The organism is Staphylococcus sp. HL28 (genome assembly GCF_021117155.1).
Lineage (GTDB): Bacteria > Bacillota > Bacilli > Staphylococcales > Staphylococcaceae > Staphylococcus > Staphylococcus warneri.
This window is the reverse complement of sequence record NZ_CP088218.1, coordinates 2,259,275-2,282,090: the sequence shown is the minus strand read 5'-3', so window position 1 is coordinate 2,282,090 and position 22,816 is coordinate 2,259,275. Positions and strand designations below refer to the sequence as shown.

At 35.6% G+C, this 22,816-nt stretch carries 21 protein-coding genes and 1 other annotated feature; of the genes, 20 read left to right on the top strand and 1 reads right to left on the bottom strand.

The features are described from left to right. The 18 genes from rlmB (at position 1) to tuf (ending at position 19,374) form a co-directional block, all read left to right on the top strand. Positions 1-747, top strand: a complete 747-nt coding sequence (rlmB, locus tag LPC11_RS11155) for a 23S rRNA (guanosine(2251)-2'-O)-methyltransferase RlmB (RefSeq protein WP_002465583.1) — start codon at positions 1-3, stop codon at positions 745-747. Continuing rightward, a complete protein-coding gene (locus tag LPC11_RS11150; RefSeq protein ID WP_002465578.1) occupies positions 747-1,274 on the top strand; it encodes an NYN domain-containing protein in 528 nt (175 codons plus the stop codon). Before rlmB ends, LPC11_RS11150 begins: the two co-directional genes overlap by 1 nt. 70 nt (positions 1,275-1,344) lie before the next feature. Then, on the top strand, positions 1,345-1,926 hold the full coding sequence (locus LPC11_RS11145) for a sigma-70 family RNA polymerase sigma factor (protein ID WP_023374638.1): 582 nt from the start codon (positions 1,345-1,347) through the stop codon (positions 1,924-1,926). 124 nt (positions 1,927-2,050) lie between these two features. Further along, positions 2,051-2,194: a 50S ribosomal protein L33 gene (gene rpmG / locus LPC11_RS11140; RefSeq protein WP_002465546.1), complete on the top strand. Its 144-nt coding sequence runs from the start codon at positions 2,051-2,053 to the stop codon at positions 2,192-2,194. 51 nt (positions 2,195-2,245) lie between these two features. Then, entirely contained in the window at positions 2,246-2,428 is a 183-nt protein-coding gene (gene secE / locus LPC11_RS11135; protein ID WP_023374639.1) for a preprotein translocase subunit SecE, read from the top strand. Between the two features lie 10 nt (positions 2,429-2,438). Continuing rightward, positions 2,439-2,987, top strand: a complete 549-nt coding sequence (gene nusG, locus LPC11_RS11130) for a transcription termination/antitermination protein NusG (protein ID WP_002451213.1) — start codon at positions 2,439-2,441, stop codon at positions 2,985-2,987. A 180-nt stretch (positions 2,988-3,167) separates the two neighbouring features. Beyond that, the gene (rplK, locus tag LPC11_RS11125; protein ID WP_002451214.1) at positions 3,168-3,590 is read left to right on the top strand and encodes a 50S ribosomal protein L11; all 423 of its coding nucleotides are present in this window, start codon (positions 3,168-3,170) and stop codon (positions 3,588-3,590) included. A gap of 216 nt (positions 3,591-3,806) precedes the next feature. Beyond that, positions 3,807-4,502: a 50S ribosomal protein L1 gene (rplA, locus tag LPC11_RS11120; RefSeq protein ID WP_002451215.1), complete on the top strand. Its 696-nt coding sequence runs from the start codon at positions 3,807-3,809 to the stop codon at positions 4,500-4,502. A 410-nt stretch (positions 4,503-4,912) separates the two neighbouring features. Then, positions 4,913-5,058, top strand: a sequence feature (ribosomal protein L10 leader region). 39 nt (positions 5,059-5,097) lie between these two features. Then, positions 5,098-5,598 (top strand): 50S ribosomal protein L10, encoded by a 501-nt coding sequence (rplJ, locus tag LPC11_RS11115; protein ID WP_002451216.1) that lies wholly within the window; start codon positions 5,098-5,100, stop codon positions 5,596-5,598. 39 nt (positions 5,599-5,637) lie between these two features. Continuing rightward, positions 5,638-6,006 (top strand): 50S ribosomal protein L7/L12, encoded by a 369-nt coding sequence (rplL, locus tag LPC11_RS11110; RefSeq protein WP_002451217.1) that lies wholly within the window; start codon positions 5,638-5,640, stop codon positions 6,004-6,006. 159 nt (positions 6,007-6,165) lie between these two features. Beyond that, the gene (locus tag LPC11_RS11105) at positions 6,166-6,774 is read left to right on the top strand and encodes a class I SAM-dependent methyltransferase (protein WP_023374641.1); all 609 of its coding nucleotides are present in this window, start codon (positions 6,166-6,168) and stop codon (positions 6,772-6,774) included. Between the two features lie 217 nt (positions 6,775-6,991). Continuing rightward, positions 6,992-10,543 carry a DNA-directed RNA polymerase subunit beta gene (rpoB, locus tag LPC11_RS11100; RefSeq protein ID WP_107566296.1) on the top strand — a complete coding sequence of 1,184 codons (3,552 nt, stop codon included), beginning with the start codon at positions 6,992-6,994 and terminating at the stop codon, positions 10,541-10,543. A gap of 163 nt (positions 10,544-10,706) precedes the next feature. After that, positions 10,707-14,303, top strand: coding sequence for a DNA-directed RNA polymerase subunit beta' (rpoC, locus tag LPC11_RS11095; protein WP_023374643.1), 3,597 nt, complete (start codon positions 10,707-10,709; stop codon positions 14,301-14,303). A gap of 148 nt (positions 14,304-14,451) precedes the next feature. Then, entirely contained in the window at positions 14,452-14,712 is a 261-nt protein-coding gene (locus LPC11_RS11090; RefSeq protein WP_023374644.1) for a ribosomal L7Ae/L30e/S12e/Gadd45 family protein, read from the top strand. An 89-nt stretch (positions 14,713-14,801) separates the two neighbouring features. Next, positions 14,802-15,215 carry a 30S ribosomal protein S12 gene (gene rpsL / locus LPC11_RS11085; protein WP_002451222.1) on the top strand — a complete coding sequence of 138 codons (414 nt, stop codon included), beginning with the start codon at positions 14,802-14,804 and terminating at the stop codon, positions 15,213-15,215. A gap of 71 nt (positions 15,216-15,286) precedes the next feature. Next, the gene (gene rpsG, locus LPC11_RS11080; protein WP_002451223.1) at positions 15,287-15,757 is read left to right on the top strand and encodes a 30S ribosomal protein S7; all 471 of its coding nucleotides are present in this window, start codon (positions 15,287-15,289) and stop codon (positions 15,755-15,757) included. Positions 15,758-15,876: 119 nt separating this feature from the next. Beyond that, the gene (gene fusA, locus LPC11_RS11075; protein WP_023374645.1) at positions 15,877-17,958 is read left to right on the top strand and encodes an elongation factor G; all 2,082 of its coding nucleotides are present in this window, start codon (positions 15,877-15,879) and stop codon (positions 17,956-17,958) included. 231 nt (positions 17,959-18,189) lie between these two features. After that, positions 18,190-19,374 carry an elongation factor Tu gene (gene tuf, locus LPC11_RS11070; RefSeq protein WP_002451225.1) on the top strand — a complete coding sequence of 395 codons (1,185 nt, stop codon included), beginning with the start codon at positions 18,190-18,192 and terminating at the stop codon, positions 19,372-19,374. A 174-nt stretch (positions 19,375-19,548) separates the two neighbouring features. Here the strand turns inward: tuf and LPC11_RS11065 are convergent, their stop codons facing one another. After that, on the bottom strand, positions 19,549-20,715 hold the full coding sequence (locus LPC11_RS11065; RefSeq protein WP_041613835.1) for a M20 family metallopeptidase: 1,167 nt from the start codon (positions 20,713-20,715) through the stop codon (positions 19,549-19,551). 170 nt (positions 20,716-20,885) lie between these two features. Between LPC11_RS11065 and LPC11_RS11060 the strand changes: the two genes are divergently transcribed. Both LPC11_RS11060 and LPC11_RS11055 read left to right on the top strand, forming a co-directional pair. After that, complete coding sequence (locus LPC11_RS11060; RefSeq protein ID WP_002451227.1) at positions 20,886-22,073, top strand: glycine C-acetyltransferase; 1,188 nt, start codon at positions 20,886-20,888, stop codon at positions 22,071-22,073. Between the two features lie 68 nt (positions 22,074-22,141). Beyond that, positions 22,142-22,648 carry a GNAT family N-acetyltransferase gene (locus LPC11_RS11055; RefSeq protein WP_023374648.1) on the top strand — a complete coding sequence of 169 codons (507 nt, stop codon included), beginning with the start codon at positions 22,142-22,144 and terminating at the stop codon, positions 22,646-22,648. Positions 22,649-22,816 lie beyond the last annotated feature (168 nt).

Here is a 22,816-nt window from a genome sequence, read left to right as displayed (position 1 = left end):
GTGGAAGATATAGTGATCGTTGGTAGACATGCAGTAAAGGAAGCTATTATTTCAGGTCATTCTATAAATAAGATTTTGATTCAAGACGGTATAAAAAAACAACAAATTAACGACATTTTAAAAAATGCAAAAGATCAGAAACTAATTGTACAAACAGTACCAAAATCCAAATTAGATTTTTTATCAACTGCACCTCATCAGGGCGTAGCAGCATTAGTAGCACCATATGAATATGCAGATTTTGATCAGTTTTTGAAGCAACAACAAGAAAAAGATGGTTTATCTACCGTTATCATTTTAGATGGGTTAGAAGATCCGCATAATCTTGGGTCAATATTAAGAACGGCTGACGCATCAGGTGTGGATGGCGTGATTATCCCTAAACGTCGTTCTGTTTCATTAACTCAAACTGTTGCCAAAGCATCTACAGGTGCTATTCAACATGTGCCAGTGATTAGAGTGACAAACTTAGCCAAAACGATTGATGAATTAAAAAACAATGGCTTTTGGGTTGCTGGTACAGAAGCGAATAATGCAACAGATTATAGAGATTTAGAAGCTGATATGTCATTAGCAATAGTAATTGGTAGTGAAGGGCAAGGTATGAGTAGATTAGTCAGTGATAAATGTGATTTTTATATTAAAATTCCTATGGTCGGTCATGTGAATAGTTTAAATGCGTCTGTTGCTGCTAGTTTAATGATGTATGAGGTATTCCGTAAAAGACACTCGAACGGAGATAAATAATGAAAGAACGTTATTTAATAATTGATGGGTATAACATGATTGGCCAATCACCAACATTAAGTAAAATCGCCAAAGAAAATTTAGAAGAGGCGAGAGAACAACTCATTGATGCAATAGCCAACTATAATGCTGTTATTGCCGATGAAATTGTTTGTGTATTTGATGCTTATGAACAATCTGGCATAGAAAGAGAATACATGTATCATGGCGTGAAAACTGTATTTACTAAAGAAAAGGAAACAGCAGATAGTTTTATTGAACGATATGTATATGAATTATACGATAAACATACAACGCATATTACAGTTGTGACGAGTGATATGAGTGAACAACATGCTATTTTTGGTTCAGGTGCTTATCGCGTATCTTCAAGAGAAATGTGGAGAGATTTGAGAGAAAATCAAATAACGGTGAGTAAATCCCTCGAAGATATTACAGAAACTAAACCAAGAACTCGAATTCCGCTATCAGAAGACATACTTGCAGAATTTGAAAAAATACGAAGAGGAAACCATAAAAAAGACTGATTTTGCAATGTTGTTATTTAGATAGTGTTTCATATAGAATAGCCTTAAAATTTTGAAAGGCAACTAAGATATGACACATAAAAATAACAACTTGAAACAGCAATTATTATTGTCAAAGTCACAACAATTAGATTTAGAATTAAAAGCTATCCTTCAACAATTCGATTCTTTTATTATGAGGAGAATTAATTATATTTCTCAAAATGATTTTGAAAAAGACGACCTTTATCAAGAAGTGCTCATCAAAATATATCTAGCGCTTGAGCGCCATCATTTTCAATATGATGATTCGTTTATAAAATATATATCGCGACTCATCAAATCAGTTAAATGTGATTACTATCGACGGCATTACACTCAACAGAAGAGATATACGAATGTAGTTAATGATGCTGTCGTTGAATATCAAACGAACCTGCTTAATCGAGATCGAGTTGAAAGAGAAATATTAACATGTGAAGCAATCAAACTATTGAACGCGGCGTGTGAGAAATTAACTAAACAAGAACGAGAAGTATTTGAGTTTTATAGTAAAGGTTATAAACCAAAAGAAATTGCACATTTACTAAGTATAAAAGACAAAGTAGTTTACAATGCGATACAACGTTGTAAAATGAAAATAAGACATCATTTAGAATATAGATTAAAATAATAGTGTAGTGCGACAACAGTCTATACTCGCAAATACTTACTGTGATAGTCATATATCAGTTTGACATTCATATTTAGATTTATGTATAGTAGACTGGTATATTAATGAGTAAAGGTGAATGAAAGTGAAAAAAGTACCCTTGAATTGTGAAGAGTGTGGCAATAGAAATTATCATGTACCCAAAAAAGAAGGTTCAGCAGTACGATTGACCCTTAAGAAATACTGTTCAAGATGCAATGCTCATACAGTACATAAAGAATCAAAATAAACGATATTCAAAGTTTACTGGCTATTGTTGAAAGATTTGGAGGTTTTATTAGTGGCTAAAAAAGAAAGCTTTTTTCAAGGTGTAAAATCAGAAATGGAAAAGACGAGTTGGCCAACTAAAGAAGAATTGTTTAAATATACTGTTATAGTAGTATCAACAGTAATATTCTTCTTAGTCTTTTTCTATGCCTTAGATTTAGGAATTACAGCATTGAAAAATTTATTATTAGGTTAGGAGTGGCGACATGTCTGAAGAAGTAGGCGCAAAGCGTTGGTATGCAGTGCATACATACTCAGGATATGAAAATAAAGTTAAAAAGAATCTTGAAAAAAGAGTGGAATCAATGAATATGACAGAACAAATCTTTAGAGTTGTCATACCTGAAGAAGAAGAAACACAAGTTAAAGATGGAAAAGCAAAAAAACTTGTGAAGAAAACATTCCCTGGTTATGTACTAGTCGAACTTGTAATGACAGATGAGTCATGGTACGTAGTAAGAAACACACCGGGTGTGACTGGATTTGTCGGTTCAGCTGGAGCTGGTTCAAAACCTAACCCATTACTTCCAGAAGAAGTTCGCTTTATTCTTAAACAAATGGGATTAAAAGAAAAAACAATCGATGTCGAGTTAGATGTTGGTGAACAAGTACGTATTAAATCTGGACCTTTCGCAAACCAAGTTGGAGAAGTTCAAGAGATTGAAGCGGAAAAATTCAAATTGACAGTATTAGTTGACATGTTTGGACGTGAAACACCAGTAGAAGTAGAATTTGATCAAATCGAAAAATTATAGTGAGATTAATTAACGTTTTTAAATGCAAAAGTTGAAATTTTACTATTGCTTTTTGAAATAAAAAAGTGTTAAAATAATGTGGTCGCGCTTTTAGAGCGTTCATTTCGTCACGAAATGTTAAGAGTGGGAGGGCAAAACTGAGCCCTGTGACCACATCACGATATCAAGGAGGTGCACATCGTGGCTAAAAAAGTAGAAAAAGTAGTTAAATTACAAATTCCTGCAGGTAAAGCAAACCCAGCACCACCAGTTGGTCCAGCATTAGGTCAAGCAGGTGTGAATATTATGGGATTCTGTAAAGAGTTCAATGCACGTACTCAAGAACAAGCAGGTTTAATCATTCCGGTAGAAATTAGTGTATATGAAGACCGTTCATTTACATTCATTACAAAAACTCCACCGGCTCCAGTACTACTTAAAAAAGCAGCTGGCGTTGAAAAAGGTTCAGGCGAACCTAACAAAAACAAAGTTGCTTCAGTAACTAAAGATCAAGTACGTGAAATTGCTAACAGCAAAATGCAAGACTTAAATGCTGCTGACGAAGAAGCAGCTATGCGTATTATCGAAGGTACTGCTCGTAGTATGGGAATCACTGTAGAATAATAAGCAATCAAATTTAATTTGAAATGAACTGATTTAGACGATAAAAGCAGGTAACAGAATAGGTAAACAATCCATATTGTCTATGACATCTTATTGCACTTTAGTCTCTATGACTGATTTGAATAAGAAACTATCTGTTATCTGCTCTTAACTTGTGGCTAACACAAGTAAATGTGGGAGGAAATTCCGCTAAAACCACTAAAGGAGGAACAATAAATGGCTAAAAAAGGTAAAAAGTATCAAGAAGCAGCTAATAAAGTTGACCGTACTCAATACTATAGTGTTGAAGAAGCAATCAAATTAGCTAAAGAAACAAGCATTGCTAACTTTGACGCATCAGTTGAAGTTGCATTCCGTTTAGGAATTGATACACGTAAAAATGACCAACAAATCCGTGGTGCAGTTGTACTACCAAACGGAACTGGTAAATCACAACGTGTATTAGTATTTGCAAAAGGTGACAAAATCACTGAAGCTGAAGAAGCAGGCGCAGATTACGTAGGTGAATCTGATTACGTACAAAAAATCCAACAAGGTTGGTTCGACTTTGACGTAGTAGTTGCTACTCCAGATATGATGGGCGAAGTTGGTAAACTTGGTCGTGTATTAGGACCTAAAGGTTTAATGCCAAACCCTAAAACTGGTACTGTAACTATGGATGTTAAAAAAGCTGTTGAAGAAATCAAAGCTGGTAAAGTTGAATATCGTGCTGAAAAAGCTGGTATCGTACATGCTTCTATCGGTAAAGTTTCATTTAGCGATGAAAAATTAGTTGAAAACTTCAAAGCCTTACAAGATGTATTAGCTAAAGCTAAACCATCTTCATCTAAAGGTACTTACTTCAAATCTGTTGCTGTTACAACAACAATGGGTCCTGGAGTTAAAGTTGATACTGCTTCATTCAAACTATAATTTAAATATATTTAAATTACATCAAGCCTAGAATAATTTATGTTCTAGCCTTGATTTTTGAAAAGATAATTGATGATTTTTATAAGCGTTGTAATATCATTAGATTCGATTTATTGATATGTAGGAGATGCTAGAATGTTTCGGATTCAAAACGTTCTCGTATTCTAGTAACCTTTACATGGATATACTCAGGAATCAAAGATTCTGAAATTATTTTAGAAACTCTAAGCATTAAAATGCATTAGATTAAGGAACACCTGAGCAAGGCTCATGCATAAGAAACTCTAAGCATTAAAATGCATTAGATTAAAGAACGCCTGAGCAAAGCTCATGCATAAGAAACTCTAAGCATTAAAATGCTAAGAGTTTCTAAAAATATATTGACATATTACAATTAAACGGTTATATTAATTATTGTGATTATTTTACCTAAGACAGTAGGAGTTATTTGATAACTTAAAAACCGATCCTGCCGAGGCTAAAATTGACTTGAACGTGACTATTAAACTTTCAAGCACTTTTTGCCGTGGGTAGAAAGTGCTTTTTTTATTAATCTTAAAAAAAGCACCGAAAAATACTAAATGGAGGTGTCTGAATGTCTGCTATCATTGAAGCTAAAAAACAATTAGTTGATACTATTGCTGATCAACTTAAAAACTCAGTTTCAACAGTGATCGTTGACTACCGTGGATTAACAGTAGCTGAAGTTACTGAATTACGTAAACAATTACGTGAAGCTGGTGTTGAGTATAAAGTATACAAAAACACAATGGTACGTCGCGCAGCTGAAAAAGCTGGAATCGAAGGCTTAGATGAATTCTTAACAGGTCCAACTGCTATTGCAACTTCAACAGAAGATGTTGTAGCTCCAGCAAAAGTTATTGCAGGATTTGCTAAAGAACATGAAGCTTTAGAAGTTAAATCAGGCGTTATGGAAGGAAATGTTATTTCAGCAGAAGAAGTTAAAACTGTTGGTTCATTACCTTCACACGACGGTCTTGTATCTATGCTTTTATCTGTATTACAAGCTCCAGTACGCAACTTCGCTTATGCGGTTAAAGCTGTTGGAGAACAAAAAGAAGAAAGCGCTGAATAATTGCGCATAAAAAATTAAAAATAACGGAGGAATTATAAAATGGCTAATCAAGAACAAATCATTGAAGCAATTAAAGAAATGTCAGTTTTAGAATTAAACGATTTAGTAAAAGCAATTGAAGAAGAATTTGGTGTAACTGCAGCAGCTCCAGTAGCAGCAGCAGGTGCAGCTGGCGGCGGAGAAGCAGCAGCTGAAAAAACTGAATTTGATGTTGAATTAACTTCAGCTGGATCTTCAAAAATCAAAGTTGTTAAAGCTGTTAAAGAAGCAACTGGCTTAGGATTAAAAGATGCTAAAGAATTAGTAGACGGAGCTCCTAAAGTAATCAAAGAAGCTATGCCTAAAGAAGACGCTGAAAAACTTAAAGAACAATTAGAAGAAGTTGGAGCTACAGTAGAATTAAAATAGTTCTAGTTTCCTAACTAAATAATATGGTTATTGATTTTTAAATCGTAATCACATTCTTTGAGAAGTTAAAAACCCCGTTATCGCGATAACGGGGTTTTTAATTCATTTATAGCTAAATTTAGAATAACAGGAATGCAAAAGACTGATAGAGGTGAAGACATGAGTCATTACTACGACGAAAATCCGGATGTAAAAAGTGATGAAAAACATATTACTTATGAATGTTATCAACATTCTATTAATTTAATAACAGATAATGGTGTGTTTTCTAGAGATAAAGTGGATTTTGGATCTGATTTATTAATCCAAACATTCTTGAAAGCAAATCCTCCTGGACCGAGTAAAACAATTGCTGATGTAGGGTGTGGATATGGGCCAATCGGACTGATGATTGCTAAAGTTTCACCACACCACCATATTACAATGTTAGACGTCAATCGTAGAGCATTAGAATTAGCTAAAAAGAATAAAAAGAAAAATCATATTGAAAATGCGGATATTTTCGAAAGTGATGGTATGACTCAGGTTGATGATAACCAATTTGATTTTGTGTTAACAAATCCGCCAATCAGAGCGGGTAAAACTGTCGTTCATCGTATTTTTGAAGAAGCATATCAAAAACTGAAAAGTAATGGCGAATTATTTGTTGTTATTCAAAAAAAGCAAGGTATGCCTTCAGCTAAAAAGAAAATGGATGAATTATTTAACAATGTGGAAGTTGTGAATAAAAGCAAAGGATACTATATATTGAAAAGCGTAAAAGCTTGATTTAAAAGTATTATTCTGATATAGTTATAAAATGTAAAAATTTATGTTCAATAAGTGTGTACTTTTACGCAAAAACAAATAAGTAAATCAAGATAAATATAGAATAGAAAATGGTGTCATCTGAAGTGTTGCCGTTTTCTTTTTGTCTTTAAATCTTGTGACACTCTTTGTTTTATTAGTAAAAGCAACCCACACAATTTTTGAGGGGTGAATCTGTTTGGCAGGTCAAGTTGTCCAATATGGAAGACATCGTAAACGTAGAAACTACGCGAGAATTTCAGAAGTATTAGAATTACCGAACTTAATAGAAATTCAAACAAAATCTTACGATTGGTTCCTTAAAGAAGGTTTATTAGAAATGTTTAGAGATATTTCTCCGATTGAAGATTTCACAGGAAACCTATCTTTAGAATTTGTAGATTATAGATTAGGTGAACCAAAATACGACTTAGAAGAATCAAAAAACCGTGACGCTACTTATGCTGCACCTCTTCGTGTAAAAGTACGTCTTATTATTAAAGAAACTGGCGAAGTGAAAGAGCAAGAAGTATTTATGGGTGATTTCCCATTAATGACTGATACAGGTACATTTGTAATTAATGGTGCAGAACGTGTTATTGTATCACAATTAGTACGTTCACCATCCGTATATTTCAATGAAAAACTTGATAAAAACGGACGTGAAAACTACGATGCAACAATCATTCCTAACCGTGGTGCATGGTTAGAATATGAAACTGATGCTAAAGACGTAGTTTATGTACGTATTGATAGAACTCGTAAATTACCATTAACTGTATTATTAAGAGCATTAGGTTTCTCTAGTGACCAAGAAATCGTTGATTTACTTGGCGACAGTGAGTACCTACGCAATACGCTTGAAAAAGATGGTACTGAAAATACTGAACAAGCATTATTAGAAATTTATGAGCGTTTACGCCCTGGCGAACCACCAACAGTTGAAAATGCTAAAAGTTTATTATACTCACGTTTCTTCGATCCAAAACGTTATGACTTAGCAAGCGTTGGTCGTTATAAAGCGAATAAAAAACTTCACTTAAAACACCGTTTATTCAATCAAAAATTAGCAGAACCAATTGTTAATAGTGAAACGGGTGAAATTGTTGTTGAAGAAGGTACAGTTCTTGATCGTCGTAAGTTAGACGAAATCATGGATGTATTAGAGGCAAATGCTAATAGTGAAGTGTTCGAACTAGAAGGAACAGTTATTGATGAACCAGTTGAAATTCAATCAATTAAAGTATATGTTCCTAATGATGATGAAGGTCGTACAACTACAGTGATCGGTAACGCGTTACCAGATTCTGAAGTTAAATGTATTACACCAGCTGATATTATTGCTTCAATGAGTTACTTCTTTAACTTATTAAGTGGTATTGGTTATACAGACGATATTGACCATTTAGGTAATCGTCGTTTACGTTCAGTAGGCGAACTATTACAAAACCAATTCCGAATTGGTTTATCAAGAATGGAACGTGTGGTACGTGAAAGAATGTCTATTCAAGACACTGATTCAATCACACCACAACAATTAATCAATATCCGTCCAGTTATTGCATCAATCAAAGAATTCTTTGGTAGTTCTCAATTATCACAATTCATGGACCAAGCTAACCCATTAGCAGAGTTGACACATAAACGTCGTCTATCTGCTTTAGGACCTGGTGGTTTAACACGTGAACGTGCTCAAATGGAAGTACGTGACGTACACTATTCTCACTATGGCCGTATGTGCCCAATTGAAACGCCAGAGGGTCCAAACATTGGATTAATCAACTCATTATCTAGTTATGCTCGTGTAAATGAATTTGGTTTCATTGAAACACCATATCGTAAAGTAGATTTAGACACTAATGCGATTACAGACCAAATCGATTATTTAACTGCTGACGAAGAAGATAGTTATGTTGTTGCCCAAGCGAACTCACGTTTAGATGAAAACGGACGTTTCTTAGACGATGAAGTAGTATGTCGTTTCCGTGGTAATAACACAGTAATGGCTAAAGAGAAAATGGATTACATGGACGTTTCACCTAAGCAGGTTGTTTCAGCCGCTACAGCTTGTATTCCATTCTTAGAAAACGATGACTCTAACCGTGCGTTAATGGGTGCAAACATGCAACGTCAAGCAGTACCATTGATGAATCCTGAAGCACCATTCGTTGGTACAGGTATGGAACATGTTGCTGCGCGTGACTCAGGTGCTGCTATTACAGCTAACCACAGAGGTCGTGTTGAACATGTTGAATCTAATGAAATTTTAGTACGTCGATTAGTAGAGCAAGACGGTCAAGAGTATGAAGGTGAATTAGATCGCTATCCATTAGCAAAATTCAAACGTTCAAACTCAGGTACTTGTTACAACCAACGTCCAATTGTTGCTACAGGTGACATTGTTGAATACAACGAAATCTTAGCCGATGGTCCTTCAATGGAATTAGGTGAAATGGCTTTAGGTCGTAACGTAGTTGTAGGATTCATGACATGGGATGGTTATAACTACGAGGATGCTGTTATCATGAGTGAGCGTCTAGTTAAAGATGACGTATACACTTCTATCCATATTGAAGAATATGAATCAGAAGCACGTGATACTAAACTAGGACCTGAAGAAATCACTCGTGACATTCCTAACGTTTCTGAAAGTGCACTTAAAAACTTAGACGAACGTGGTATTGTGTATGTTGGTGCTGAAGTTAAAGACGGAGATATCTTAGTAGGTAAAGTAACGCCTAAAGGTGTTACAGAGCTTACAGCTGAAGAAAGATTATTACATGCTATCTTTGGTGAAAAAGCACGTGAAGTACGTGATACATCATTACGTGTACCACATGGTGCTGGCGGTATCGTTCTAGATGTTAAAGTCTTCAATCGTGAAGAAGGAGACGACACATTATCACCAGGTGTTAACCAACTAGTACGTGTTTATATCGTTCAAAAACGTAAAATTCACGTCGGAGATAAAATGTGTGGTCGTCATGGTAACAAAGGTGTCATCTCAAAAATCGTTCCAGAAGAAGATATGCCATATTTACCAGACGGACGTCCAATTGACATCATGTTAAACCCATTAGGTGTACCATCACGTATGAACATCGGACAAGTTCTTGAATTACATTTAGGTATGGCTGCTAAAAACTTAGGCATCCATGTTGCATCTCCAGTATTTGATGGTGCCAACGATGATGACGTATGGTCAACTATCGAAGAAGCTGGTATGGCACGTGACGGTAAAACTGTATTATACGATGGTCGTACGGGTGAACCATTCGACAACCGTATTTCAGTTGGTGTTATGTACATGCTTAAACTTGCACACATGGTTGACGATAAATTACATGCGCGTTCAACTGGTCCATACTCATTAGTAACGCAACAACCACTAGGTGGTAAAGCACAATTTGGTGGACAACGTTTCGGTGAGATGGAGGTATGGGCACTTGAAGCATATGGTGCTGCATACACATTACAAGAAATCTTGACTTATAAATCAGATGATACAGTAGGTCGTGTTAAAACTTACGAATCTATTGTTAAAGGCGAAAATATCTCTAGACCAAGTGTTCCTGAATCATTCCGAGTATTGATGAAAGAATTACAAAGTTTAGGATTAGACGTTAAAGTGATGGATGAGCAAGATAACGAAATCGAAATGGCAGACATTGAAGATGAAGATGTAACAGAACGCAAAGTAGATTTACAACAAAAAGATGCGCCAGAATCACAAAAAGAAACTACTGATTAATATGCACTTAAGATAATTAGAATGATAGAGGCGGAGCGATTTTTAAATGTCGCTCCTACCTTTCTAAAATTCTATATACTATAAATGTAAATCAATCAAATAGCACAGCTAATCTAAATTGAAGGAGGTAGGCTCCTTGATTGATGTAAATAATTTCCATTATATGAAAATAGGATTAGCTTCACCCGAAAAGATTCGTTCATGGTCTTATGGTGAAGTTAAGAAGCCTGAAACAATTAACTATCGTACGTTAAAACCTGAAAAAGACGGTCTTTTCTGTGAAAGAATATTTGGACCAACTAAAGACTGGGAATGTAGTTGCGGTAAATACAAACGTGTACGCTATAAAGGTATGGTTTGTGATAGATGTGGTGTTGAAGTAACGAAGTCTAAAGTTCGTCGTGAAAGAATGGGACACATCGAATTAGCAGCACCAGTATCACACATTTGGTACTTCAAAGGTATTCCAAGTCGTATGGGACTTTTATTAGATATGTCTCCAAGAGCATTAGAAGAGGTTATTTACTTTGCTTCTTATGTTGTTGTTGATCCAGGCCCAACAGGTTTAGAAAAGAAAACTTTATTATCTGAAGCAGAATTCAGAGATTATTATGATAAATATCCAGGTCAATTCGTAGCTAAAATGGGTGCTGAAGGTATCAGAGACTTATTATCTGAAATTGACTTAGATGAAGAACTAAAAATCTTACGTGATGAATTAGAATCTGCAACAGGACAAAGACTTACTCGTGCTATTAAACGTTTAGAAGTTGTTGAATCATTCCGTAACTCTGGTAATGATCCAGCATGGATGATTTTAGATGTACTTCCTATCATTCCACCTGAAATTCGTCCAATGGTTCAATTAGATGGTGGACGTTTTGCTACAAGTGACTTAAACGATTTATATAGACGTGTTATTAACCGTAATAACCGTTTGAAACGTTTATTAGATCTTGGTGCACCAGGTATCATTGTTCAAAACGAAAAACGTATGTTACAAGAAGCTGTAGATGCTTTAATCGATAATGGTCGTCGTGGCCGTCCTGTAACTGGACCAGGTAACCGCCCATTAAAATCATTGTCACATATGTTAAAAGGTAAACAAGGTCGTTTCCGTCAAAACTTACTTGGTAAACGTGTTGACTATTCAGGTCGTTCCGTTATCGCAGTAGGTCCAAGTCTGAAAATGTATCAATGTGGACTACCTAAAGAAATGGCGCTTGAATTATTTAAACCTTTCGTTATGAAAGAGTTAGTTCAACGTGAAATTGCAACAAATATCAAAAATGCTAAAAGTAAAATTGAACGCATGGATGATGAAGTTTGGGACGTTTTAGAAGAAGTTATCGTAGAACATCCAGTACTACTTAACCGTGCGCCTACGCTTCACAGATTAGGTATCCAAGCATTTGAACCAACATTAGTAGAAGGTCGTGCAATCCGTCTACACCCACTTGTTACTACAGCATATAACGCTGACTTTGATGGTGACCAAATGGCGGTTCACGTTCCATTATCTAAAGAAGCGCAAGCTGAAGCACGTATGTTAATGTTAGCTGCTCAAAATATCTTAAACCCTAAAGATGGTAAACCAGTTGTTACACCATCTCAGGATATGGTATTAGGTAACTACTACTTAACACTTGAACGTAAAGACGCAGTTAATACTGGTACGATCTATAATGATACAAACGAAGTATTAAAAGCTTATGCAAATGGGTATGTTCACTTACACACTAGAATTGGTGTTCATGCAAGCTCATTCAATAATCCGACATTCACTGAGGAGCAAAATAAGAAAATCTTAGCTACATCAGTAGGTAAAATTATCTTTAATGAAATCATTCCTGATTCATTTGCTTATATTAATGAGCCAACTCAAACTAACCTTGAGGGTACAACACCAGATAAATACTTTGTTGATCCAACAGAGTTAGGTGAAGGCGGATTAAAAGAATTCTTTGAAACTAAAGAATTAATTGAACCATTCAATAAAAAATTCTTAGGTAATATCATTGCTGAAGTTTTCAACAGATTCAGTATTACTGATACATCTATGATGCTTGACCGTATGAAAGACTTAGGATTCAAATTCTCATCTAAAGCAGGTATTACTGTAGGTGTTTCTGATATCGTGGTATTACCAGATAAAAAAGATATCCTAGATGAACATGAAAAATTAGTTGAACGTGTGACTAAACAATTCAATCGTGGTTTAATCACTGAAGAAGAAAGATACAATGCTGTCGTTGAAATTTGGACAGATGCTAAAGATCAAATTCAAGGTGAATTAATGCAATCACTTGAAAAAACAAACCCAATCTTCATGATGAGTGACTCTGGTGCCCGTGGTAACGCATCTAACTTTACTCAGTTAGCTGGTATGCGTGGATTAATGGCTGCACCATCAGGAAAAATCATTGAATTACCAATCACTTCATCATTCCGTGAAGGTTTAACAGTGTTAGAGTACTTCATTTCTACTCACGGTGCGCGTAAAGGTCTTGCCGATACAGCACTTAAAACAGCTGACTCAGGTTACCTTACTCGTCGTCTTGTTGACGTTGCGCAAGATGTTATTGTACGTGAAGAAGATTGTGGTACTGACCGTGGCTTACTTGTTTCTGACATCAAAGAAGGTACAGAAATGATTGAACCATTCATTGAACGTATCGAAGGACGTTATTCAAAAGAAACAATTCGTCACCCTGAAACAGATGAAATTATTATTCGTCCAGACGAATTAATTACTGCGGAAATCGCTAAGAAAATTACTGATGCTGGTATCGAACAAATGTATATCCGCTCAGCATTCACTTGTAATACACGTCATGGTGTATGTGAAAAATGTTATGGTAAAAACCTTGCAACAGGTGAAAAAGTTGAAGTTGGTGAAGCAGTTGGTACAATTGCTGCCCAATCAATCGGTGAACCAGGTACACAGCTTACAATGCGTACCTTCCATACAGGTGGGGTAGCCGGAAGCGATATCACTCAAGGCCTTCCACGTATCCAAGAGATCTTTGAAGCCCGTAACCCTAAAGGTCAAGCGGTAATCACTGAAATCGAAGGTGTAGTAGAAGATATTAAATTAGCGAAAGACCGTCAACAAGAAATTGTTGTTAAAGGTGAAAATGAAACTAGATCATATCTAGCTTCAGGTACTTCTAGACTTAAAGTGGAAGTAGGACAATCAGTTGAACGTGGTGAAGTATTAACAGAAGGTTCTATCGAGCCGAAAAACTACTTATCAGTTGCTGGTTTAAATGCTACAGAAAGCTACTTATTAAAAGAAGTACAAAAAGTTTACCGTATGCAAGGTGTTGAAATTGATGATAAACACGTTGAGGTTATGGTTAGACAAATGTTACGTAAAGTGCGTATCATCGAAGCAGGAGATACTAAGTTATTACCTGGTTCATTAGTTGATATTCACAACTTTACTGACGCTAACAGAGATGCATTTAAAGAACGTAAACGCCCTGCAACTGCTAAGCCAGTATTGCTTGGTATTACAAAAGCTTCTCTTGAAACAGAAAGCTTCTTATCTGCAGCTTCGTTCCAAGAAACAACTCGTGTTCTTACTGATGCAGCTATTAAAGGTAAACGCGATGACTTACTTGGTCTTAAAGAAAATGTTATTATTGGTAAACTTATCCCAGCTGGTACAGGTATGAGACGTTATAGTGACGTTCAATACGATAAAAATGTAGCGCCAGTTGCTAGTTCTGAAGAAGAAGTAGAAGTTACTGAATAATTGATATAATGATCAAGAGGTTAGACTTAGTTCTAACCTCTTGATTCTTATTTATTTCATAAAAACACGAATAAATATTGACTATTGTACTCTAACAATGTTAATATATTATAGGTTGATGCAAGCAGAACTTTGGAGGATATTGAACATGTCTAATGAAAAAGTTGCACGCTTTAACAAACAACAATATGTAGTTGGTCTAAAGGAAACGCTTAAAGCGTTGAATAAAGATCAAGTTACATCATTGATTATTGCTCGAGACGTAGAAGTTTATCTAATGACTCGCGTGTTAAGCCAAATCAATCAAAAAAATATACCATATACACTTTTCTCATCTAAGAAAGAATTAGGAGAATATGTAGGTATCAATGTAAATGCAACAATCGTTGCTATATTGAATGAGAATTAGTAAGTGTCTGCTTACTAAATTTTATTTAACCTTAAAATGAACCACCTGGATGTGTGGGATTAAAAAATGAAGAGAGGAGGACATATTCAATGCCAACTATTAACCAATTAGTACGTAAACCAAGACAAAGCAAATCAAAAAAATCTGATTCACCAGCTTTAAACAGAGGTTTCAACAGTAAGAAGAAACAATTCACTGAATTGAATTCTCCACAAAAACGTGGCGTATGTACTCGTGTGGGTACTATGACACCTAAAAAACCTAACTCAGCGTTACGTAAATATGCACGTGTGCGTTTATCAAACAATATTGAAATCAACGCATACATTCCTGGTATCGGCCATAACTTACAAGAACACAGTGTTGTACTTGTACGTGGTGGACGTGTAAAAGACTTACCTGGTGTGCGTTACCATATTGTACGTGGTGCACTTGATACTTCAGGTGTAGACGGACGTAGACAAGGTCGTTCATTATACGGAACTAAAAAACCTAAAAATTAATTTTTAAGATTACGTAAATTTTAAAAATAATTAATCACAATATACTATAATAGGAAGGGAGGATTTACATTATGCCTCGTAAAGGATCAGTACCTAAAAGAGACGTATTACCAGATCCAATTCATAACTCAAAATTAGTTACAAAATTAATTAACAAAATTATGTTAGATGGTAAACGCGGAACAGCTCAAAGAATTCTTTATTCAGCATTCGACCTAGTTGAAGAACGTAGTGGTCGTCAAGCTATTGAAGTATTCGAAGAAGCAATTGAAAACATTATGCCAGTATTAGAAGTTAAAGCTCGTCGTGTGGGTGGTTCAAACTACCAAGTACCTGTTGAGGTACGCCCAGAACGTCGTTCTACTTTAGGATTACGTTGGTTAGTTAACTATGCGCGTCTTCGTGGTGAAAAAACTATGGAAGAACGTTTAGCTAACGAAATCTTAGATGCAGCAAATAATACAGGTGGTGCAGTTAAGAAACGTGAGGACACTCACAAAATGGCTGAAGCTAACAAAGCATTTGCTCACTACCGTTGGTAAGATTAAAGCTTTTACCCTGAGTATGTTCCGTAACATTGGTTTACCAATAATGGCTCATGCTTAGGGCATCGCCATATCTAAAGTACTTATTCAGTAATAACTGGAAGGAGAAAAAATACATGGCAAGAGAATTTTCTTTGAAAAATACTCGTAATATCGGTATCATGGCTCACATTGATGCTGGTAAAACTACTACGACAGAACGTATTCTTTATTACACAGGTCGTATCCACAAGATTGGTGAAACACACGAAGGTGCTTCACAAATGGACTGGATGGAACAAGAGCAAGACCGTGGTATTACTATCACTTCAGCAGCAACAACTGCAGCTTGGGATGGCCACCGTGTAAATATCATCGATACACCAGGACACGTAGACTTCACAGTTGAGGTTGAACGTTCATTACGTGTACTTGACGGTGCGGTTACAGTACTTGATGCGCAATCAGGTGTTGAACCACAAACTGAAACAGTTTGGCGTCAGGCTACAACATACGGTGTACCTCGTATCGTTTTCATCAACAAAATGGATAAATTAGGTGCAAACTTTGATTACTCTGTAAGCACATTACATGATCGTTTACAAGCTAATGCTGCACCTATCCAATTACCTATCGGTGCTGAAGATGAATTCGAAGCTATCATTGACTTAGTTGAAATGAAATGCTTCAAATACACTAATGACTTAGGTACAGAAATTGATGAAATTGAAATTCCTGAAGATCACAAAGAAAGAGCTGAAGAAGCTCGTTCAACATTAATTGAAGCAGTAGCTGAAACTAATGATGAATTAATGGAAAAATATCTTGGTGATGAAGAAATTTCAGTAGCAGAACTAAAAGATGCAATTCGTCAAGCAACAACTGACGTAGAATTCTACCCAGTTCTTTGCGGTACTGCATTCAAAAACAAAGGTGTTCAATTAATGCTTAACGCTGTAATTGATTACCTACCATCTCCTTTAGATGTTAAACCAATCGTTGGTCACCGTGCTAATGATCCTGAAGAAGAAGTGATTGCTAAACCAGACGATTCAGCTGAATTCGCTGCATTAGCATTCAAAGTTATGACTGACCCTTATGTTGGTAAATTAACTTTCTTCCGTGTTTACTCAGGTACTTTAAGCTCAGGTTCTTACGTGAAGAACTCATCTAAAGACAAACGTGAACGTGTAGGTCGTTTATTACAAATGCACGCTAACTCACGTCAAGAGATTGACACTGTTTACTCAGGCGATATCGCTGCTGCGGTAGGTCTTAAAGAAACAGGTACTGGTGATACTTTATGTGGAGAGAAAAATGACATTATCTTGGAATCAATGGAATTCCCAGAGCCAGTTATCCACTTATCAGTTGAACCAAAATCTAAAGCTGACCAAGATAAAATGACTCAAGCTTTAGTTAAATTACAAGAAGAAGACCCAACTTTCCATGCACATACTGACGAAGAAACTGGACAAGTTATCATCGGTGGTATGGGTGAGTTACACTTAGACATCTTAGTTGACCGTATGAAGAAAGAATTCAACGTTGAATGTAATGTTGGTGCACCAATGGTTTCATATCGTGAAACATTTAAACAATCAGCACAAGTTCAAGGTAAATTCTCTCGTCAATCTGGTGGTCGTGGTCAATACGGTGATGTTCACATTGAATTCACACCTAACGAAACAGGTGGCGGTTTCGAATTCGAAAACGCTATCGTCGGTGGTGTAGTTCCTCGTGAATACATTCCATCAGTTGAAGCTGGTCTTAAAGATGCAATGGAAAATGGTGTATTAGCTGGTTATCCATTAATCGATGTTAAAGCTAAATTATTTGATGGTTCATACCATGATGTCGATTCATCTGAAATGGCCTTCAAAATTGCTGCATCATTAGCACTTAAAGAAGCTGCTAAAAAATGTGATCCAGTTATCTTAGAACCAATGATGAAAGTAACAATCGAAATGCCTGAAGAATACATGGGTGATATCATGGGTGACGTAACTGCTCGTCGTGGACGTGTAGACGGTATGGAACCTCGTGGTAATGCACAAGTTGTAAATGCTTATGTACCACTTTCAGAAATGTTCGGTTATGCTACATCATTACGTTCAAACACTCAAGGTCGCGGTACTTACACTATGTACTTTGACCACTATGCAGAAGTTCCAAAATCAATTTCTGAAGAAATCATTAAGAAAAATAAAGGCGAATAATATAACTTGTCTTTACTAGCTATGCTAGGTTAAAATACAGGTTGAGCTTAGTTATAGGCTAATCGTTTTTATGAATTGATTTTTGTGGGTAAATGCATTATAAAGGAAATATGAATTAAGTAGTATTTCTTTTAGACTCAACTTAATCAAACATCTTCTCATGATGGTGAGAAACTATCATGAGAGATAAATTTGAAAATAACTTTTATTAAGAATAGGAGAGATTTAATAATGGCAAAAGAAAAATTTGATCGCTCAAAAGAACATGCCAATATTGGTACTATCGGTCACGTTGACCATGGTAAAACAACTTTAACAGCTGCTATCGCAACTGTATTAGCTAAAAATGGTGACACTGTTGCACAATCATACGACATGATTGACAACGCACCAGAAGAAAAAGAACGTGGTATTACAATCAATACTGCACACATCGAATATCAAACTGACAAACGTCACTATGCTCACGTTGACTGCCCAGGACACGCTGACTATGTTAAAAACATGATCACTGGTGCTGCGCAAATGGACGGCGGTATCTTAGTTGTATCTGCAGCTGATGGTCCAATGCCACAAACTCGTGAACACATTCTTTTATCACGTAACGTTGGTGTACCAGCTTTAGTTGTATTCTTAAACAAAGTTGATATGGTAGACGACGAAGAATTATTAGAATTAGTAGAAATGGAAGTTCGTGACTTATTATCTGAATATGACTTCCCAGGTGACGACGTACCTGTAATCGCTGGTTCAGCATTAAAAGCTTTAGAAGGCGACGAAAAATACGAAGAAAAAATCTTAGAATTAATGCAAGCAGTTGATGACTACATTCCAACTCCAGAACGTGATTCTGACAAACCATTCATGATGCCAGTTGAGGACGTATTCTCAATCACTGGTCGTGGTACTGTTGCTACAGGCCGTGTTGAACGTGGTCAAATCAAAGTTGGTGAAGAAGTTGAAATCATTGGTTTACATGACACTTCTAAAACAACTGTTACTGGTGTAGAAATGTTCCGTAAGTTATTAGACTACGCTGAAGCTGGTGACAACATCGGTGCTTTATTACGTGGTGTTGCTCGTGAAGACGTACAACGTGGTCAAGTATTAGCTGCTCCTGGTTCAATTACACCACATACAAAATTCAAAGCGGAAGTTTACGTTTTATCTAAAGACGAAGGTGGACGTCACACTCCATTCTTCAGTAACTACCGCCCACAATTCTATTTCCGTACTACTGACGTAACTGGCGTTGTTCAATTACCAGAAGGTACTGAAATGGTTATGCCTGGTGACAACGTTGAAATGACAGTAGAATTAATCGCTCCTATCGCGATTGAAGACGGTACTCGTTTCTCAATCCGTGAAGGTGGACGTACTGTAGGATCAGGCGTTGTAACTGAAATCCACGAATAATTTTATTATTCGATATATCAAAGACCCCATAACGGGGTCTTTTTTTATTTCTATAAATACATAATCTTACCGACGATTTGTTTATCAATTGAAAAATCCACTTATTACCTTTTATTTAGGTTAATAAGTGGATGGCTTGTGTGATAAATGTTGAATAATTACAAGTATATATTTTTAAAATACATTTTCTAATTCTAAAATTTTTAAAAATTCACTGGCAGCATATTTAAATGATGATTCATCGATATCGAAATAAGGATTATGATGAGGTGCAGTAATATTTTTATCTTGATTACCACATCCTGTTAAGAAAAATGCGCCTGGTCTGACTTTTAAATAGTGAGAGAAGTCTTCTCCAATCATCATCAAATCAGATTCATTAAAGCGTAAATGCATATCATTGGCTGCTTGTTTAACAACTTCATAAGCTTGTTGATGATTATGAAGTGGTAAATAACCTTTAATGTAATTAAAATCATAAGTGATATCGTTAGCTACCGCTAAACCTTGCAATAATTTTTCCATCTTAGTTTTGATATGGTTTTGTAAATTAGTGTCAAAGGTACGTACTGTTCCTTTGCAAAACGCACTATCAGGTATCACACTATCTGAAGAGCCTGCTTGAACCATACCAAACGTTAATACCGCTTGTTTTACTGGGTCGATGGTACGAGATACTATCTTCTGAGCACTTAAAATAAATTCAGCCATGATGACAATAGGATCAATGGTTTCTTGAGGTTTAGCACCATGACCACCTCTCCCTTGTATCGTGATACTAAATTCGTCAGGTGATGCCATGATTGGTCCAGGCCGAGAATAAATAGTCCCTGTTGGATAACCACTCCATAGATGTGTGCCATAAATCTTATCGACGTCTTGTAAACATCCATCATTAATCATTTCTTGTGAACCACCGGGCATAATTTCTTCACCGTATTGGAATATGAATACAACATTACCTTTTAAAAGGTGACGATGTTCATTTACGATTTCTGCAACGCCTAATAATATAGCTGTATGTCCGTCGTGACCGCACGCATGCATGCACCCATCATTTTTAGATTTGTACGGTACATCGTTTAATTCTTGAACAGGTAGAGCATCAAAGTCTGCTCTAAAAGCGATGGTTGGCCCTTCACCTTTTCCTTTAAAAGTAGCTTTAATACCATTTCTACCTACTGGCGTTTGAATGTCACATGACAATTGGCTAAGTTGGTTAACTATATAGTCATGTGTTTGCTTTTCTTCAAAAGAAAGTTCAGGATATTGATGTAAATAACGTCTTAATTGAATCATTCTCTTTTCTTTTTTACTAGCCAATTGAAACCAATCAAACAAAACTATCACTTCTTCCGTATTATTATGATAATTAGTATATCATTATCTAATAAGACAAAATAGTTCAAAATGAATATTTAGTATTAAAAATACAATAAGTGATAAGGCTTTCATGAAAGGCGAAATTAAGGTATTATAAAGGTAAATAGAGATACAAGGGGGATATGGTTGTGGTTCAATCATTACATGATTTTTTAAATGAAAATATTAACTACTTGAAAGAGAATGGATTGTACAATGAAATCGATTCAATAGAAGGTGCAAATGGTCCAGAAATTAAAATTGATGGTAAAACTTACGTTAACTTGTCATCAAATAACTATTTGGGGTTAGCAACGAATGAAGATTTAAAAGAAGCTGCTAAAGCTGCTATCGATTCACATGGTGTTGGTGCAGGGGCTGTTCGTTCAATTAATGGGACATTAGATTTACATGATGAATTAGAAGAAACATTAGCAAAATTTAAAGGTACAGAAGCAGCAATTGCTTATCAATCTGGTTTCAATTGTAATATGGCTGCGATTTCAGCAGTAATGAATAAAAACGATGCTATTCTTTCTGATGAACTAAATCATGCTTCTATTATAGATGGTTGTCGTTTATCGAAAGCTAAAATCATTCGTGTTAACCACTCAGATATGGATGATTTAAGAGCTAAAGCTAAAGAAGCAGTAGAATCAGGTCAATATAATAAAGTAATGTATATTACTGATGGCGTATTTAGTATGGATGGTGATGTTGCCAAACTACCAGAAATTGTTAAAATCGCAGAAGAATTTGGTTTATTAACTTATGTTGATGATGCACATGGTTCTGGTGTAATGGGCAAAGGTGCTGGTACAGTTAAACACTTTGGTTTACAAGATAAAATCGATTTCCAAATTGGTACATTATCTAAAGCAATTGGTGTTGTAGGGGGTTATGTAGCGGGTACTAAAGAACTTATTGATTGGTTAAAAGCTCAATCTCGTCCATTCTTATTCTCAACTTCATTAGCTCCTGGAGATACTAAAGCAATTACAGAAGCAGTTAAAAAATTAATGGCTTCTACTGAGTTACATGATCAATTATGGGAAAATGCGCAATATCTTAAAGATGGCCTAGCTAAGTTAGGATTTAACACTGGTGAGTCTGAAACACCAATTACGCCTGTGATTATTGGTGATGAAAAAGATACTCAAGCATTCAGTAAACGCCTTAAAGAAGAAGGTATTTATGTTAAGTCTATCGTATTCCCTACAGTGCCAAAAGGTACGGGTAGAGTTAGAAATATGCCTACTGCAGCACATACAAAAGAAATGTTAGATAAAGCTATAGAAGCATATGAAAAAGTTGGTAAAGAACTTAACATTATTTAATAGATTTATTCAACAAATAAAGCACTCGTATACTGCGGGTGCTTTTTAAATTTATTGGAGTGGAAAAAATGGATGAAATTCGACAACTTACAAATGATGATGAAACACAATTTCTAAAATATATTAATGAATGGTACGAAAAAGAAGAAAAAATTGTTCCTGGTAATACAGATTTAAATAAATATAAATCCTTTAAAGAAATGATAGATCATATTAATAAGCCTAAGCCTAGAGAAGATTGGGTGGAAACAATTACAATGTTTTACTTTAAAGATAAAGCGATTGTAGGCGCGGTTAATATTCGCTATCAACTGAATGAATCGTTAACGCGGATAGGTGGTCATGTAGGGTATGGTGTAGCACCATCACAACGTGGTAAAGGCTATGCAAAAGAAATGTTAGGTCATGCCTTAGATATATTGAAAACAAAACAAGTTAAATATGTATTAATGACATGTAATCCTAAGAATTTTAGCTCTCAAAAAGTGATCGTGTATTATGGCGGCTATGAAATAGAACCTTATATCAAAAAGAATGGCGCACCTGTTAAACGGTACCATATTCCAATCAATTAATCATATGCATAAAAAAGCATTCCCCTAATTAGGAGAATGTGTGTCGTCAAAAGTTAAATTAAATAGTTTTGTTTAAATAAACAAAATCGCAGAGATGGTAAAGACGTTTGTCTAACTATCTCTTTATTTATATTTTTAAGAATAGCATGAATATGTGTGCAGAACAAT